Here is a 15,597-nt window from a genome sequence, read left to right as displayed (position 1 = left end):
GTCCTTCCGGTTACCTTCGAGACATGGAAGGCATCGCAGACACCAGGGACAGCGCAGACACCACGGACACCACGGGCATCACCGGCACGGGCATCACCGGCACCGGCGGCGTCCCCGGCTACGATCCCGCCGACACCGAGCGCTGGGACGCGGAGCCCGACAAGCGGCCCGGACGCACCGCCTTCCAGCGCGACCGCGCCCGCGTGCTGCACTCCGCCGCGCTCCGCCGGCTCGCGGGCAAGACCCAGGTCGTCACCCCCGGCACGCGGAGCCACGCCTGGGACGCCAGCCCCCGCACCCGGCTCACCCACTCCCTGGAGTGCGCCCAGGTCGGCCGCGAGCTGGGCGCCGCCCTGGGCTGCGACCCCGACCTGGTCGAGGCCGCCTGCCTCGCCCACGACATGGGCCACCCGCCCTTCGGGCACAACGGCGAGCAGGCCCTCAACGAAGTCGCCGGGGACTGCGGCGGGTTCGAGGGCAACGCCCAGTCGCTCCGCCTCCTCACCCGCATCGAGCCCAAGCGCTTCGTCCAGGACGCGGGCGGCGGCCTCGTCAGCGTCGGCCTCAACCTCACCCGGGCCACCCTCGACGCCGCCACCAAGTACCCCTGGGGGCGCGGCGGCCACCCCACGGACCCCGGCTCGCCCAAGTTCGGCGTGTACGAGGACGACCTCCCCGTCTTCGAGTGGATCAGGCGGGGCGCCCCCGCCCACCGCAAGTGCTTCGAGGCCCAGGTCATGGACTGGGCCGACGACGTGGCCTACTCGGTCCACGACTTCGAGGACGGGCTGCACGCCGGGCACATCGACCCCAACCTCCTCCTCGCCGAACCCGAACGCGCCGACATCTGGCGGGTCGCGATCGGCCGTTACGTCCCGGAGGACACCGACCCGCAGGAGCTGGCCGACGCCCTGGACCGGCTGCTCGACCAGGAGTGGTGGCCGCACGGCTACGACGGATCGGCCGTCGCCCAGGCCCGCCTCAAGGACGCCACCAGCCAGCTCATCGGCCGCTTCTGCCTCGCCGCCGAGCACGCCACCCGCCGGACGTGGGGGTACGGCCCGGACGCCGGGGGAGGCCCCGGCCGCCTCACCCGCTACCGCGCCGAGCTGGTCGTCCCCCGCGAGACCCGCAACGAGTGCGCCGTCCTCAAGGCCGTCGCCGACCGGTACGTGATGCAGCGCGCCGAGCAGGAGGCCCTCCGTGCCGACCAGCGGATCGTCGTCGCCGAACTGGCCGAGGCCCTCGTCGCCCGCGCCCCCGACGGGCTGGAGCCGCAGTTCCGCGCCGCGTACGACACGGCCTCCGACGACCGGGCCCGCAAGCGCGTGATCGTGGACCAGATCGCCTCCCTCACCGACGCCTCGGCCCGTGCCCTCCACGCCCGCCTCCGCCCCGGACGGCGGTAGGGGAGGGGCCCGCGGCCCTCTTCCGCCGCCCTCCTCCGTGCGGGACGCTCGCATGCGGCCCCGGGGAGATACGGCCCGAAGAACGTCCGGGGGCGTAGGTTGGAAACGGTCGCAACGAGGAGGAAACGACGTGGTCGACGCAGATCAGACCTTTGTCATCGCCGGCGGGGGCCTGGCAGGGGCCAAAGCGGCGGAGACCCTGCGCGCCGAGGGGTTCAACGGCCGGGTGATCCTCATCGGGGACGAACGCGACCACCCCTACGAGCGCCCGCCCCTCTCCAAGGGGTACCTCACCGGCGCCGGGGAACGCGACGACGTCTTCGTCCACGACGCCGCCTGGTACGCGGCCAACGACATCGAGCTGCACCTCGGGCAGGCCGTCACCGCGATCGACCGCGAGGCCCGCACCGTCCGCCTCGGCGACGGCACCGTCATCCGCTACGACAAGCTGCTCCTGGCCACCGGCTCCGAGCCGCGCCGCCTCGACGTCCCCGGCACCGACCTCACCGGCGTCCACCACCTGCGCCGGCTCGCCCACGCCGACCGGCTCCGCCAGGTCCTCGCCGGCCTCGGCCGGGACAACGGCCACCTGGTGATCGCCGGCGCCGGCTGGATCGGCCTGGAGGTCGCCGCCGCCGCCCGCGGCTACGGCGCCGAGGTCACCGTGGTCGAGTCCGACCCCACCCCGCTCCACCGGGTCCTCGGCCCCGAGCTGGGCCAGCTCTTCGCCGACCTGCACAGCGACCACGGCGTCCGCTTCCACTTCGGCGCCCGGCTCACCGAGATCGTCGGCCAGGACGGCCTGGTCCTCGCCGTCCGCACCGACGACGGCGAGGAGCACCCGGCGCACGCCGTCCTCGCCGCGATCGGCGCCGCCCCCCGCACCGCCCTCGCCGAGAACTCCGGGCTCGCCCTGGTGGACCGGGCCGACGGCGGCGGCGTCGCCGTGGACGAGTCCCTGCGCACCTCCGACCCCGACATCTTCGCCGCGGGCGACGTGGCCGCCGCCCACCACCCGCTGCTGCGCACCCGCCTCCGCGTCGAGCACTGGGCCAACGCCCTCAACGGCGGCCCCGCCGCCGCCCGCGCCATGCTCGGCAAGCCGGTCTCCTACGACCGGCTGCCCTACTTCTTCTCCGACCAGTACGACCTGGGCATGGAGTACACGGGCTGGGCGCCCCCCGGCTCGTACGACCAGGTCGTGGTCCGCGGCGACACCGGGAAGCGCGAGTTCATCGCCTTCTGGCTCAAGGAGGGCCGGGTCCTCGCCGGCATGAACGTGAACGTGTGGGACGTCACAGAGCCGATCCGGCGGCTCGTCCGCTCCCGGGCCCGCGTGGACCCCGACGCCCTCGCCGACCCCTCCGTCCCCCTGGAGAGCCTGGTCTGAGGCTCCCCGGACCCCCCGGCCGCGCGCATTCCCGGAAGAAGGCCCCCCGCACCCCCGTAGAATTCACGCGTGGCAGGCAGGATCAACGATGACGACGTGAAGGCGGTACGGGACGCGGTCCCGATCGACGCCGTCGTGTCCGAGTACCTCCAGCTGCGCAACGCGGGCGGCGGGAACCTCAAGGGGCTCTGCCCCTTCCACGACGAGAAGTCGCCCTCCTTCCAGGTCAGCCCGAGCAAGGGACTCTTCCACTGCTTCGGCTGCCAGGAGGGCGGCGACACCATCGCCTTCGTGATGAAGATCGACCACCTCTCCTTCTCGGAGACGGTCGAGCGCCTCGCCGCCAAGGCGGGCATCACCCTGCGGTACGAGGAGGGCGGCTACAACCCCGGCCACCAGCGCGGGGAGCGCATCCGCCTGATCGAGGCCCACCAGGCCGCCGCCCGGTTCTACGCCGACCAGCTCGGCTCCGCCGAGGCCGAGACCGGCCGGAAGTTCCTCGCCGAGCGCGGCTTCGACCAGGCCGCCGCCGAGCACTTCGGCGTCGGCTACTCCCCGGCCGGCTGGGACCACCTCACCCGCTTCCTGCGCGGCAAGGGCTTCTCCGACCGGGAGCTGGTCCTCTCCGGGCTCTCCCAGGACGGCCGCCGCGGCCCCATCGACCGCTTCCGCGGCCGGCTCATGTGGCCGATCAAGGACGTCGGCGGCGAGATCGTCGGCTTCGGCGCGCGCAAGCTCCGCGACGACGACAACGGCCCCAAGTACCTCAACACGCCCGAGACGCCGATCTACAAGAAGTCCCAGGTCCTGTACGGCATCGACCTCGCCAAGAAGGACATCGCCAAGGCCAGCCGGGCCGTCGTGGTCGAGGGCTACACCGACGTCATGGCCTGCCACCTCGCCGGGGTCACCACCGCCATCGCCACCTGCGGGACCGCCTTCGGCGGCGACCACATCAAGATCCTCCGCCGCCTCCTCATGGACAACGGCTCGGCCCGCGTCATCTTCACCTTCGACGGCGACGCCGCCGGCCAGAAGGCCGCCCTGCGCGCCTTCGAGGACGACCAGAAGTTCGCCGCCGAGACGTACATCGCCATCGCCCCCGACGGCATGGACCCCTGCGACCTCCGGCTCGCCAAGGGCGACGAGGCCGTCGCGGACCTGGTCGAACCCCGCACCCCGCTCTTCGAGTTCGCCCTCCGCCAGATCGTGCGGCGGTACGACCTGGAGACCCCGGCGGGCCGGGCCGCCGCCCTGGACGAGGCCGCCCCCGTCGTCGCCCGCATCAAGAACGTCGCCTCCCAGCACGAGGTCGCCGTCCAGCTCGCCGGCATGCTCGGCATCCTCGACACCCAGTTCGTCGTCCGCCGGGTCGCCCAGATCGCCCGCTGGCAGCGGCAGGGCGGCAAGGGCCCCGCCCAGCAGCCCTCCCGGCGCGCCCACGACGCCCCGGCCCCGGCCGCCGCCCCCTCGGGCCCCGCGCTCAACCTGCGCAGCCCCGCCCACCGCACCGAGCGCGAACTCCTCAAACTCGCCCTCCAGCGGCCCGAACTGGTCTCCCCCGCCTTCGACGCGTACGGCGCGGACGAGTTCACCGCCCCGCCCTACGCGGCCGTCCGGCAGTGCATCCAGGACGCGGGCGGCGCCACCGGCGCTCCCGCCGACTACCTCGACGCCGTCCGCGAGGCGGCCCCCGACGACACCGTCCGCGCCCTCGTGACCGAACTCGCCGTCGAGACGATCTTCGCCAGGACCGTGGACGAGGCGTACGCCGGCGACCAGCTCGTCACGGTCCGCCTCCGGGCCGTCGACCGCCGCATCCGCGACGTCCAGGGCACCCTGGCCCGCCTCGGCCCGAACGGCGACCCGGAACGGACCGCGGCCGTGCAGAACGAACTGTGGGTGCTCACCCAGTACGGGCAGTCCCTCAGGAACAACGGCGCCGCCGCCCTCTGACGCTCGGTCACCCGGCGGACCCAAAAAGTCACCGCACGCCCCTCGTGGCGGCGATGTGTCGTACCCCACACTGGACGACGGTGCCGTTCCGCCCTTCCTGGAGGTCGCCCGCCGTGCAGACCCAGACCGTGCCGCAGGACCGGGCGGAACCCGGCGGGGACCGGGCAGAACCCGACGAGAACCAGCCGGAGGCCGGTGAGGCCCCGGACGAGGTCACGGAGGGCCCCGGCGAGGACCCGGAGGAGGCCGCGGTCCCGCCCCGGCGGCAGCGCCCCGGCCCCGGCGACAACGGCCTCTCCTCCGACCTCTTCCGGCAGTACCTGCGCGAGATCGGCCGCATCCCGCTCCTCACCGCCGAGGAGGAGGTCGAACTGGCCCGCCGCGTCGAGGCCGGCCTCTTCGCCGAGGAGAAGCTCGCCGGCACCCCGGACCTGGACACCCGCCTCGCGGACGACCTGGACCGGCTGGTCGTCCTGGGCCGGATCGCCAAGCGCAGGCTCATCGAGGCCAACCTCCGCCTCGTCGTCTCCGTCGCCAAGCGGTACGTGGGCCGCGGCCTCACCATGCTCGACCTCGTCCAGGAGGGCAACCTCGGCCTCATCCGGGCCGTCGAGAAGTTCGACTACGCGCGCGGCTTCAAGTTCTCCACCTACGCCACCTGGTGGATACGCCAGGCCATGTCCCGGGCCCTCGCCGACCAGGCCCGCACCATCCGCGTCCCCGTCCACGTGGTGGAGCTCATCAACCGGGTCGTCCGCGTCCAGCGCCGCATGCTCCAGGAACGCGGCTACGAACCCACCCCCGAGGAGGTCGCCGCCCAGCTGGACCTGTCCCCCGAACGGATCGGGGAGGTGCTCCGCCTCGCCCAGGAGCCGGTCTCCCTGCACGCCCCCGTCGGCGAGGAGGACGAGGTGGCCCTCGGCGACCTCATCGAGGACGGCGACGCCGCCTCCCCGGTGGAGTCCGCCGCCTTCCTGCTGCTCCGCCGCCACCTGGAGGACGTGCTCTCCACCCTCGGCGAACGCGAACGGAAGGTCGTCCGGCTCCGCTACGGCCTGGACGACGGCCGTCCCCGCACCCTGGAGGAGATAGGACAGCTCTTCGGCGTGACGCGCGAACGCATCCGGCAGATCGAGTCCAAGACCCTCGCCAAACTCCGCGCCCACACCTACGCGGACCAGCTCAGGGGATACCTGGACTGAGGGAGCGGACCGCGACGGAAGCGGAAAGGGGCCCGTGCCGGACGCGGCACGGACCCCCCCGGAGCGGTCGCCGGTCAGTCGACCTCCGCCACCGCCTGCGCGAACTGCGCCGCGTACAGCCGCGCGTAGGCCCCGCCGGACGACAGCAGGTCCTCGTGCGTGCCCTGCTCCACGATCGAGCCGTTCTCCATCACCAGGATCACGTCCGCGTCCCGGATCGTGGAGAGCCGGTGCGCGATCACGAACGAGGTGCGCCCGTGGGCCAGGCGGGCCATCGCCTTCTGGATCAGCACCTCGGTACGGGTGTCGACCGAACTGGTCGCCTCGTCCAGGACGAGGATCACCGGGTCCGACAGGAACGCGCGCGCGATGGTGATCAGCTGCTTCTCGCCCGCGCTGACCCCCGTGCCCTCGTCGTCGATGACGGTGTCGTACCCGTCGGGCAGCGTCCGGACGAACCGGTCGGCGTGGGCCGCCCGCGCCGCCTCCTCGATCTCCTCCCGGGTCACCGGACGCGTCGCGCCGTACGCGATGTTGTCCGCGATGGTGCCGCCGAAGAGCCAGGTGTCCTGGAGGACCATCCCGAGCGCGGCCCGCAGCCGCTCGCGGGAGAGCGTCGAGACGTCCACCCCGTCCAGGGCGATCCGGCCGCCCGTCACCTCGTAGAACCGCATCAGCAGGTTCACCAGGGTCGTCTTGCCGGCGCCCGTCGGGCCGACGATCGCGACCGTCTGGCCCGGTTCCACGGTGAGCGACAGGTCCTCGATGAGCGGCTTGTCCTCCTCGTAGCGGAAGGAGACGTGCTCCAGGGCGACCTTCCCCCTGAGCTCCAGCGGCTTTTCGTCCGCCGGGGCGTCCGGCTCCTGCTCCTCCGCGTCGAGCAGCTCGAAGACCCGCTCGGCCGAGGCGACGCCCGACTGCACCAGGTTCGCCATCGACGCCACCTGCGTCAGCGGCATCGAGAACTGGCGCGAGTACTGGATGAACGCCTGCACGTCACCGATGGAGAGCGTGCCGCTCGCCACCCGCAGACCGCCGACCACGGCCACCAGGACGTAGTTGATGTTCGAGAGGAAGAACATCACCGGCTGCATCACGCCGGAGTTGAACTGCGCCCTGAACCCGGCCTCGTACAGCGCCTCGTTCTGCTCGCGGAAGTCCCGCGCGGACTCCTCCTGCCGCCCGAAGACCTTCACCAGGGCGTGCCCGCTGTACATCTCCTCGACGTGCGCGTTGAGCGTGCCCGTGGACTTCCACTGCTGCACGAAGTGCGGCTGCGAGCGCTTGCCGATCCGCGCCGCGACGAACACCGACAGCGGCACCGTCACCAGGGCCACCAGGGCGAGCAGCGGCGAGATCCAGAACATCATCGCGAGCACGCCGACGATCGTGAGCAGCGAGTTGATCAGCTGGCCCATCGACTGCTGGAGCGTCTGGGAGATGTTGTCGATGTCGTTGGTCGCCCGGGACAGCACCTCGCCGCGCTTGGCCCTGTCGAAGTACGACAACGGCAGCCGCGCCAGCTTCGTCTGGACGTCCTCCCGCATCCGGTAGACCGTCCGGTTGATCACCTTGATCGACAGGCGGGTGGAGACCAGCATCAGCAGGCCCGCCGCCACGTACACCGCCAGGACCAGGAGCAGCACCCCGCCCACGGCGGAGAAGTCGATCCCCCGCCCCGGCGTGAAGTCGACCCCGGACAGCATGTCCGCCATGCCGCCCTGGCCCCGGGCGCGCAGCCCCTCCAGGGTCTGTTCCTTCGTGGCGCCCGCGGGCGTCTGCCGCCCGACCACGCCGGCGAAGATCAGGTCCGTCGCCCGGCCGAGGATCTTCGGCCCGACCACGGAGGCCGCCACCGAGAGCACGCCGGCGGCCAGCATCGCCCAGAGCGCGCCGCGTTCGGGCGCGAGCTGCCGCAGCAGCCGTTTCCCCGACCCCTTGAAGTCCATCGACCGCTGGTCGGGGCCGCCACCGGCCATCATGCGTCCGCCAGGACCGGCCATCAGGCTGCCTCCGCCTCGGTCAGCTGGGAGAGCACGATCTCCCGGTACGTCTCGTTGTCCGCCATCAGTTCGTGGTGCCGTCCGGTGCCCACGACCCGGCCCTCGTCGAGGACCACGATCCGGTCGGCGTCCCGGATGGTCGACACCCGCTGGGCGACGATCACCACGGTCGAGTCCGCCGTCTCCTCGGCCAGCGCGGCCCGCAGCAGGGCGTCCGTCTCGTAGTCGAGCGCGGAGAACGAGTCGTCGAAGAGGTAGATCTCCGGCCGCTGCACCAGCGTCCGCGCGATCGCGAGCCGCTGCCGCTGCCCGCCGGAGACGTTGGTGCCGCCCTGCGCGATCGGGGAGTCCAGGCCGTTCTCCAGCTTCCGCACGAAGTCGGCGGCCTGGGCGACCTCCAGGGCGTGCCACAGCTCCTCGTCGGTCGCGTCGGGCTTCCCGTACCGCAGGTTCGTCGCCACCGTCCCCGAGAAGAGGTACGGCTTCTGCGGCACCAGGCCCACCGTCCGCGCCATCAGGGCGGGGTCGAGCCTCCGCACGTCCACGCCGTCGACCAGGACCTCGCCGCCGGTCGCGTCGAAGAGCCGGGGCACGAGCCCGAGCAGGGTCGACTTGCCGCTGCCCGTCGAGCCGATGATCGCGGTGGTCTCGCCGGGCCGGGCCACGAGTCCGACGTCCTTGAGGACGGACTCCTCCGCGCCCGGGTACCGGAAGTCCGCGTTCCTGATCTCCAGGTGCCCCCGCCGGTCGAGCGTCGTCACCGGCTCGGTCGGCGGCACCACGCTGGAGTCGGTCGCGAGGACCTCCTCGATCCGCTCCGCGCACACCTCGGCGCGCGGCACCATCATGAACATGAAGGTGGCCATCATGACGGCCATCACGATCTGCATCAGATAGGCGAGGAAGGCGGTCAGCGCGCCGATCTCCATCCCGCCGCTGTCGATGCGGTGGGCGCCGAACCAGACCACGGCCACGCTGGACACGTTCACGACGGTCATCACCGTCGGGAACATCAGCGCCATCAGCCGGCCGGTCGCCAGCGACACGTCGGTCAGCTCGCGGTTGGCACCCCGGAAGCGCTCCTCCTCGTACGCGTCCTTCACGAACGCCCGGATGACCCGGTTGCCGGTGATCTGCTCGCGCAGCACCCGGTTCACCGTGTCGAGGCGCGTCTGCATGGTCCGGAAGAGCGGCCGCATCCTCCGCACGATCAGCGAGACGGCGACGCCGAGCACCGGCACCACCGCGAGCAGCACGCCCGACAGGGGCACGTCCTGGCCGAGCGCCATCACGATGCCGCCGACGCACATGATGGGCGCGGAGACCATGAGCGTGAACGCCATCAGGACCAGCATCTGGACCTGCTGCACGTCGTTGGTCGTCCGGGTGATCAGCGAGGGCGCGCCGAAGTGCCCCAGCTCGCGGGCGGAGAAGGACTGCACCCGGTCGAAGACGGCGCCGCGCACGTCACGGCCGAGGGCGGACGCGGTCCGCGCGCCGTAGTACACGGCCCCGACGTTGCAGACGACCTGGACGACGGAGACGCCGACCATCAGGGCGCCGAACCGGAGGATGTAGCCGGTGTCCCCCCGGACGACACCGTTGTCGATGATGTCGGCGTTCAGGGTCGGCAGGTAGAGGCTCGCGCAGGTCTGCAGGAACTGGAGGAGGACGAGCAGCGCGATGGGTTTTCGGTAGGGCCGGAGGTGGGTTCGGAGAAGTCTTATGAGCACGGGACTTACTATCGCCCGCGACCCCGCGCCGTTACGACTGGTTTCCGGGGCGCGCGGAAGCCTGGCGAAGACTTTGCGAAAGGGCCGGCCCCGGGGGCTCGCGGGCCCCGGCCTCCGGCCCCGCGAGCCCCCGGCCGGAACCCGCCTACCCGCCGAACGCGCCCGGGTGGATCTGCTCCCGCGTCGCCGTGTACTGCTGCCGCACGGCCTGTCCCGCCGCCAGCTCCTCGCCCGGCTCCAGGACCTGCGTGGCGGCGCCCTGCCAGGCCGGGGGAGCCGTGGGGGAGAGCGTGCCCCGCGCGACCCCGAGGGCCCAGGCGGCCTGCCGGGCCGCGCCGAGCGCCGCGTAGTCGGCGGGCTGCGGGACGACGACCTGGGCGCCGAAGACCGCCGGCGCGAGCGCCTGCACCGACGCCAGCGCGGCGGCCGCGCCGAGCAGGAAGACCCGCCGCACCTCGACGCCCCGCCCCCGCAGCACGTCCATGGCGTCGGCGAGCGAGCAGAGCATCCCCTCGAACGCCGCCCGCGCCAGGTGCTCGGGCTTCATCGCCTCGCGCCGGAGGCCGCTGAGCGTGCCCGCGGCGTTCGGCAGGTTCGGGGTCCGCTCACCCTCCAGGTAGGGCAGCAGGACGAGGCCGGAGGCGCCCGGCGTCGACTTCAGGGCGAGCGTCGAGAGTTCTTCGAGGGAGTCGAGGCCCAGCATCTCGGCGGTGCCGCGCAGCGCCCGCACCGCGTTGGAGGTCGAGACGACCGGCAGGTGCATGCCGGTGGCGTCGGCGAAGGAGGTGATCATGCCGCTGGGGTCGGCGAGGGCCTCGTGGTGCACGGCCATCACGGAGCCCGAGGCGCCGAACGAGACCACCGCGTCACCGGGACCGAGCCCGAGCCCGAGCGCGGCGGCCATGGTCTCGCCGGTGCCGGCGGAGATCAGCAGCCCCTCGGGGGTGGTGCCGGCGGCCTCGGCGGGGCCGAGGACCTCCGGCAGCACGGCCTGGTGGCCGAGGGCGAGCTCCACGAGGTCGGGGCGGTACGCGCCGGTGCGGGCCGACCAGTAGCCGGTGCCGGAGGCCGCGCCCCGGTCGGTGGTGCGGCGGACGGGACGGCCCAGGAGCTGCCAGACCAGCCAGTCGTGCGGCTGGAGGATCATGGCCACCCGCCGGGCGTGCTCGGGCTCGGTCCTGGCCAGCCAGCGCAGCTTGGCGACCGGCCGGCCCGATCCGGGCACGCTGCCGACGGCCTCGGCCCACGCCTGCCGCCCGCCCAGCGACTCCACCAGGTCGGCGGCGGCCACCTGCGCCCGTTTGTCGTTGCGGACGAGCGCGGGCCGCACGAGGCCGCCCTGCGCGTCGAGCGGTACGAGCCCGTGCTGCTGCGCGGAGACCCCGATGGCCTCCACGCCCTCCAGGAGGCCGCCGGTGGCGGCCTCCCCGAGCGAGAGCAGCCAGGTCTGCGGATCGACGTCCACCGCCTTCGGCTCACCGGGGTGCGGAGCGTACCCCTGGCGCAGTACGGCACCCGTGTCCGTGTCGCAGACGACGATGCGTGTGAACTCAGCAGAGCTGTCCAGTCCGGCGACTATCCCCATGCCGACCGATTCTGCCGCACGCGGGGCCTCACGTGTTGCTGGTGCCCCACTCGTCGTTCCCGACCTTGCCGTCGCTCCGGCCGCGCTCGCGCAGCGCCTGGACCTTGTCGGCCACGGCGGGCGGCAGGCGGTCGCCCACCTTGTCGCCCACCACGTGCGCGGCCTTGCCGGCGACCTGCCGCCCGGTCTGGGCGGCGGACTCGGCGGCGTTCCGCACGGCCGGGTTCTCGGTGAGGTCCTTGGCGGACCTCTTCAACTGCTCGTAGCGCTCGCGTCCGGCTCGTGTGCCGATGACGTAACCGAGGGCGAGTCCCATGACGAACGTCAGCTTGTATCGCATGGCCACCACCTTCCCTGGAGAGCTTCACTGATGCATGGCCGGTGCGTACCGGTGGCTTCGCCGGTGCCCGCGGTGATACCGATTGGCGGAGCACCCCCCTGCTTGCGCTAATGTATGTGTCGCAGCGAGCGCACGCCGCCCGGGAAGGCCCGAGGTGCAACCGTTCGGTGCAACGCAGCAATCCCCTGTAGCTCAATTGGCAGAGCAGCCGGCTGTTAACCGGCAGGTTACTGGTTCGAGTCCAGTCGGGGGAGCGCGGTCCCCTGTAGCTCAATTGGCAGAGCATTCGGCTGTTAACCGGAGGGTTGCTGGTTCGAGTCCAGCCGGGGGAGCGGAACGGAGAAGGACCCTTCGGGGTCCTTTTTCGCGTCTCCGGGAACCGCGCGGAGCCCCCCGGGGTCTTCATGGTCGAGCGGAGCCGATCATCCGGAGCAGGAGATCGTATGAGCGGCTATGCTGCGGCAGACGGCGCGCACACATGTACGCGTCTCGCCGTACGGGGCGGTAGCTCAGCCGGTTAGAGCAGCGGACTCATAATCCGTCGGCCGTGGGTTCGAGTCCCACCCGCCCCACCAAGGAAACTCTCCTGACCTGCGAAAACGGCCCCGAAGGGGCCACTTCGCACGCGGCGGTCGCCTTTCGTCGGCGGGCGGAAGGGGCATCCCCGGCCGGCTTCGCCGGACCCGCCCTCTTCGGTCCGCGGCATTGACCGGATCGTCGATGTGGAGCGACACCGATGATCCCACGGCGACCCCGCGGCTCCCGCGTGTGACACGCCGCACTTCACCGCCGGGCGCCGGGCCGCACGTCCGCCGGCGTGCGCGGTCTCCCCGGTGCCGTGCGTACGGCGCGAAGCCCCGGTGCGCGGGGCGGCACCGGGGCTTCCGCACGACTCGTGCGAGGGGGTGTGGTCACTCCACGACCAGTTCGACCTCGATGTTGCCGCGGGTGGCCTTGGAGTACGGGCAGAAGGCGTGGGTCTTCTTCAGGAGGGCCAGGCCCGCCTCGCCCTGGAGGTGGTCCGGGAACTCGGCGCGCATGACGACCGAGAGGCCGAAGCCGTCGTCTGCGGGGTCCTTGCCGAGGGAGACCTCGGCGGTGATCGAGGCGTCCGAGATGTCGATCTTCTCCCGCCGGGCGATCACGCCCATCGCGCTGGCGAAACAGGCCGCGTACCCGGCGGCGAAGAGCTGCTCGGGGTTGGTGCCCTCTCCGTTGCCGCCGAGGGCCTGGGGGTGGGCGAGCGCGAGGTCGAGCCGGCCGTCGGAGCTGATGGCCCGGCCCTCGCGGCCGTTGGCGGTGGCGACGGCGGTGTAGATCGCGTCCATGGTTCTTCCGTCCTGTCCTGGGGTGTGGTGGCCCTTTATTTGTAGCGCGTCATTAAGTTGTGCGCAACTCAATCGCGCGTCAGGAGGCCCGGCGTATCCTGGAGCCATGGAGACTCCCGACCCCCTCCCTGCTTCCCCTGCTCTTCCCGGTCTCCCCGACGGGGACTTCCTCCGCCTCGACCGGCAGATCTGCTTCTCCCTGCACGCGGCGGCCCGCGCCTTCAACGGCGTCTACCGCGACGCCCTCAGGGAGCTCGGCCTCACCTATCCCCAGTACCTCGTGATGCTCGTGCTCTGGGAGCACCGCGAGCTCTCCGTGAAGGGGATAGGCGAGCGGGTGCGGCTCGACTCCGGGACCCTGTCGCCGCTGCTCAAGCGGCTCGAAGCCGCCGGGTACGTCGAGCGGCGGCGCAGCGCCGAGGACGAGCGGTCCGTCACCGTGCGCCTCACGGAGGCCGGTGCCGGGCTGCGGGAGAAGGCCCTCGGCGTGCCGCGCCGGATCGCCGCCGCCACCGGCCTGGATCTCGGGGAACTCCACGACCTGCGCGAACGGCTCGACGCGCTGACCGTCCGGCTCGCCGCCGTCGACCCCGGGGACCTTTCCGGCTGCGCCTGAGCCCCCCGAGCTTTCCCGCCGGGTCCCGCGCCCCGGACGCCACGCCGGCCGTGTTCAGCGGCGCCGGGCCGACCTCGCCCGCGCGTGGTTCAGGCCGAGGAGCACGCAGACGTCCGTCAGGAGCGGTACGTGGTAGGCGAGCGGTCGGGGACCCGCCTGGTCCGGGCGCGAGCTGAAGCCGCCGTCCGGCCGCTGCCGTTCCAGGAGGTGCCGCGCCGCCCGCGCGGTGGCACGCCGGGCGCCGGGCGCCCGCGCCACGGCGATCAGCGCGTACGCCGTGCTGATCGGGTCGGACGGGTCCGGGGGCACGTGCCCCCACCCGCCGTCCCCGTTCTGGGTGTCGAGCAGCCGCGCCACCGCCCGCTCCCGGGCCCGCGCGGACCCGGGGGCCAGGGGATGGCCGGGCGCCACGGCCCGGAAGGAGTCGTGGGCGAGGACGGTGCGGAAGAGGGCGTTGCTCTCGTTGAGGCTCCAGCTCCGCTCGCACGGCCCGGCGGCCTCCTCGCGGGCCGCGAGGAACCGGACGGCGGACCCGACCGCCGCGCGGTGCGCGGGCTCGGGGGCCAGCGCGTTCACCGCCGCCGCCGTTATGGCCACCTCCGACGCCGTGCCGCGCTCGAAGGTCGGGAAGCCGCCGTCCTCGCCCTGCCGGGCCAGCAGGTACCGCTCGCCGGCCGCCACCCCGGCCCCGTACCGCCCCGCCGCCCGCAGGAACTCCACGCAGTACGCCGTGTCGTCCACGTCGCTCTGCCCGACGCCCCGCTCGAAACCCCAGCCGCCGTCCGGGTTCTGGTGCCGCGACAGGGACGCCGCGAGCCTCCGCAGGACGGGGGCGGGCGCTCCCGCTCCGGCCAGGGCGAGGCCGCCGGTCGCCGTCGCGAACACGTCCATGCCCGTGAGGAACGGCAGCCCGCCGTCCTCGGCCAGCGCCTCCCGCACCTCCCCCGCCCGCGCCCGGACGGCCGCCGCGTACCGGGGCCGCAACCGCAGCGCGAGCAGGGCGAGGAGCCGGGCGAGGTGGTTGCCGTACGGGGGAGGGCCGGGCAGCGCGCAGGGTTCGAGGGTCCGCCAGTCGTCCTCGGTGACGAGCCGGGGGGAGTGCGTGCCGAAGGCGTACAGGACCTTCAGGGCGGCCATCTCCGTGATCAGCCAGCGCTGTTGGCCGCGCGCCTCGAAGAGGGAGGCGGGGGAGGGGAGCGCGGGGAAGGAGTGGGCGCCCAGCTCTGCCAGGACCGTGCGGAACATCAGGTGCTTGCGTCCGGCGGTGAAGTGGACGAAGCCGCCGAGCAGCCGGGCCAGCGCCTCCCGCCCGTCCGCGTACTCGCCGAGGGCCGCGCGGGCCGCCGCCTCCTGCACGGGGTCGGGGGCGCCCTCGTCCAGGGCGGTCTTCAGGCGGCGCCGGAGCCGTTCCTGGGCGTCCGGGTCCACGTCCGTCACCGTGAGCAGCCGCAGGGCCAGGGCCGACTCCAGGACCCGGCTGTCGCACGGGGCGCGCAGCAGTCCGTGCGGCCCGGCGGCGGCGAGCAGGCGGGCGGCGAGCCGGGTCCGGGCGCGGTCGAGCCGGTCCGCCCCGGCGGGCGGCGGGGGACCGGGAACGGCGAGGGAGGCACCGGGTAAGGGGGGCGCGCAGTGCGTCATGGAGGGATGTCCTTGGGGGAGGTCGTGCGGAAGGAAGGGAGGGGTGGTGCGGAGGAGGGGTGCGGGACGGGCGCCGTACGGACCGGGCGCGCCCCGGTGGGGCCGGGCCTCCCCGGCCGGTCCGGCTTCTGTCGCGGTTCCCGGGGCGCCGTCGCGCGGGACGCCTCCCCCGGCCGGACCGCGCCGCCGCCGGGACGTCGTGGTGGTCCGGGCGGACCGGCGCGCAAGGGCCGTGCCGGGGGAGGCGTACCCGTCCGGGCGCGGCCGGGCCGCCCGGACCGGCCGCCGCGTACCGCCGCGACGGCCCGCCCGGGGTCGCGGCCGGCCCGCCCGGGGGCGTGGCCCGTCCGTCCCGAACCGTCAGCCGTTGCCGGAGGTCCGCTCGGTCGCCCCGCTC

General features: G+C 73.3%; 11 protein-coding genes and 3 tRNA genes. 8 read left to right on the top strand and 6 right to left on the bottom strand.

The annotated features are described in order from the left end of the window. Positions 1-23 precede the first annotated feature (23 nt). The 4 genes from ACFYZY_RS17645 to ACFYZY_RS17630 all read left to right on the top strand — a co-directional run bounded on the left by ACFYZY_RS17645 (position 24) and on the right by ACFYZY_RS17630 (position 5,957). A complete protein-coding gene (locus ACFYZY_RS17645; protein ID WP_388694680.1) occupies positions 24-1,409 on the top strand; it encodes a deoxyguanosinetriphosphate triphosphohydrolase in 1,386 nt (461 codons plus the stop codon). Between the two features lie 130 nt (positions 1,410-1,539). Next, positions 1,540-2,799, top strand: coding sequence for an NAD(P)/FAD-dependent oxidoreductase (locus tag ACFYZY_RS17640; RefSeq protein ID WP_388694678.1), 1,260 nt, complete (start codon positions 1,540-1,542; stop codon positions 2,797-2,799). Between the two features lie 69 nt (positions 2,800-2,868). Next, complete coding sequence (gene dnaG, locus ACFYZY_RS17635) at positions 2,869-4,755, top strand: DNA primase (RefSeq protein WP_388694676.1); 1,887 nt, start codon at positions 2,869-2,871, stop codon at positions 4,753-4,755. Positions 4,756-4,868: 113 nt separating this feature from the next. Beyond that, positions 4,869-5,957, top strand: a complete 1,089-nt coding sequence (locus tag ACFYZY_RS17630; RefSeq protein WP_388694673.1) for an RNA polymerase sigma factor — start codon at positions 4,869-4,871, stop codon at positions 5,955-5,957. 74 nt (positions 5,958-6,031) lie between these two features. Here ACFYZY_RS17630 and ACFYZY_RS17625 read toward each other — a convergent pair whose 3' ends face one another. The 4 genes from ACFYZY_RS17625 to ACFYZY_RS17610 form a co-directional block, all read right to left on the bottom strand. Beyond that, positions 6,032-7,960 (bottom strand): ABC transporter ATP-binding protein, encoded by a 1,929-nt coding sequence (locus tag ACFYZY_RS17625; protein WP_388694670.1) that lies wholly within the window; start codon positions 7,958-7,960, stop codon positions 6,032-6,034. Beyond that, a complete protein-coding gene (locus ACFYZY_RS17620; RefSeq protein WP_388694666.1) occupies positions 7,960-9,693 on the bottom strand; it encodes an ABC transporter ATP-binding protein in 1,734 nt (577 codons plus the stop codon). The genes ACFYZY_RS17625 and ACFYZY_RS17620 overlap by 1 nt, the downstream gene beginning before the upstream one ends. A 145-nt stretch (positions 9,694-9,838) precedes the next feature. Continuing rightward, positions 9,839-11,278: an FGGY family carbohydrate kinase gene (locus ACFYZY_RS17615; RefSeq protein ID WP_388694663.1), complete on the bottom strand. Its 1,440-nt coding sequence runs from the start codon at positions 11,276-11,278 to the stop codon at positions 9,839-9,841. Between the two features lie 28 nt (positions 11,279-11,306). Next, the gene (locus ACFYZY_RS17610) at positions 11,307-11,618 is read right to left on the bottom strand and encodes a YtxH domain-containing protein (RefSeq protein WP_388694660.1); all 312 of its coding nucleotides are present in this window, start codon (positions 11,616-11,618) and stop codon (positions 11,307-11,309) included. 181 nt (positions 11,619-11,799) lie between these two features. On the opposite strand from ACFYZY_RS17610, the gene ACFYZY_RS17605 reads away from it, so the two are divergent. The 3 genes from ACFYZY_RS17605 (at position 11,800) to ACFYZY_RS17595 (ending at position 12,193) form a co-directional block, all read left to right on the top strand. Beyond that, positions 11,800-11,872: transfer RNA gene (locus ACFYZY_RS17605), tRNA-Asn, on the top strand. A 5-nt stretch (positions 11,873-11,877) separates the two neighbouring features. Then, positions 11,878-11,950, top strand: a tRNA-Asn gene (locus ACFYZY_RS17600). Between the two features lie 166 nt (positions 11,951-12,116). Further along, a tRNA-Ile gene (locus ACFYZY_RS17595) sits at positions 12,117-12,193 on the top strand. A 336-nt stretch (positions 12,194-12,529) separates the two neighbouring features. Here the strand turns inward: ACFYZY_RS17595 and ACFYZY_RS17590 are convergent. Next, positions 12,530-12,946, bottom strand: coding sequence for an organic hydroperoxide resistance protein (locus tag ACFYZY_RS17590; RefSeq protein WP_388694657.1), 417 nt, complete (start codon positions 12,944-12,946; stop codon positions 12,530-12,532). 106 nt (positions 12,947-13,052) lie between these two features. Between ACFYZY_RS17590 and ACFYZY_RS17585 the strand changes: the two genes are divergently transcribed. Next, on the top strand, positions 13,053-13,562 hold the full coding sequence (locus ACFYZY_RS17585) for a MarR family winged helix-turn-helix transcriptional regulator (protein WP_388694655.1): 510 nt from the start codon (positions 13,053-13,055) through the stop codon (positions 13,560-13,562). Between the two features lie 54 nt (positions 13,563-13,616). Here the strand turns inward: ACFYZY_RS17585 and ACFYZY_RS17580 are convergent, their stop codons facing one another. After that, positions 13,617-15,200: a prenyltransferase/squalene oxidase repeat-containing protein gene (locus ACFYZY_RS17580; RefSeq protein WP_388694653.1), complete on the bottom strand. Its 1,584-nt coding sequence runs from the start codon at positions 15,198-15,200 to the stop codon at positions 13,617-13,619. Positions 15,201-15,597: the final 397 nt, after the last annotated feature.

The sequence above is a fragment of the Streptomyces sp. NPDC001744 genome, assembly GCF_042892575.1.
In the GTDB taxonomy this organism is placed as follows: domain Bacteria; phylum Actinomycetota; class Actinomycetes; order Streptomycetales; family Streptomycetaceae; genus Streptomyces.
The sequence above is the reverse complement of the archived record's forward strand: the minus strand, read 5'-3'. Positions and strand labels throughout refer to the sequence as shown.

Excerpts from the sequence above, each read along its gene's own strand:
- ACFYZY_RS17615 (WP_388694663.1), bottom strand. The coding sequence starts at position 11,278 with ATGGGGATAGTCGCCGGACTGGACAGCTCTGCTGAGTTCACACGCATC.
- ACFYZY_RS17590 (WP_388694657.1), bottom strand. The coding sequence starts at position 12,946 with ATGGACGCGATCTACACCGCCGTCGCCACCGCCAACGGCCGCGAGGGC.
- ACFYZY_RS17645 (WP_388694680.1), top strand. The coding sequence starts at position 24 with ATGGAAGGCATCGCAGACACCAGGGACAGCGCAGACACCACGGACACC.
- ACFYZY_RS17610 (WP_388694660.1), bottom strand. The coding sequence starts at position 11,618 with ATGCGATACAAGCTGACGTTCGTCATGGGACTCGCCCTCGGTTACGTC.
- ACFYZY_RS17580 (WP_388694653.1), bottom strand. The coding sequence starts at position 15,200 with ATGACGCACTGCGCGCCCCCCTTACCCGGTGCCTCCCTCGCCGTTCCC.
- ACFYZY_RS17625 (WP_388694670.1), bottom strand. The coding sequence starts at position 7,960 with ATGGCCGGTCCTGGCGGACGCATGATGGCCGGTGGCGGCCCCGACCAG.
- ACFYZY_RS17585 (WP_388694655.1), top strand. The coding sequence starts at position 13,053 with ATGGAGACTCCCGACCCCCTCCCTGCTTCCCCTGCTCTTCCCGGTCTC.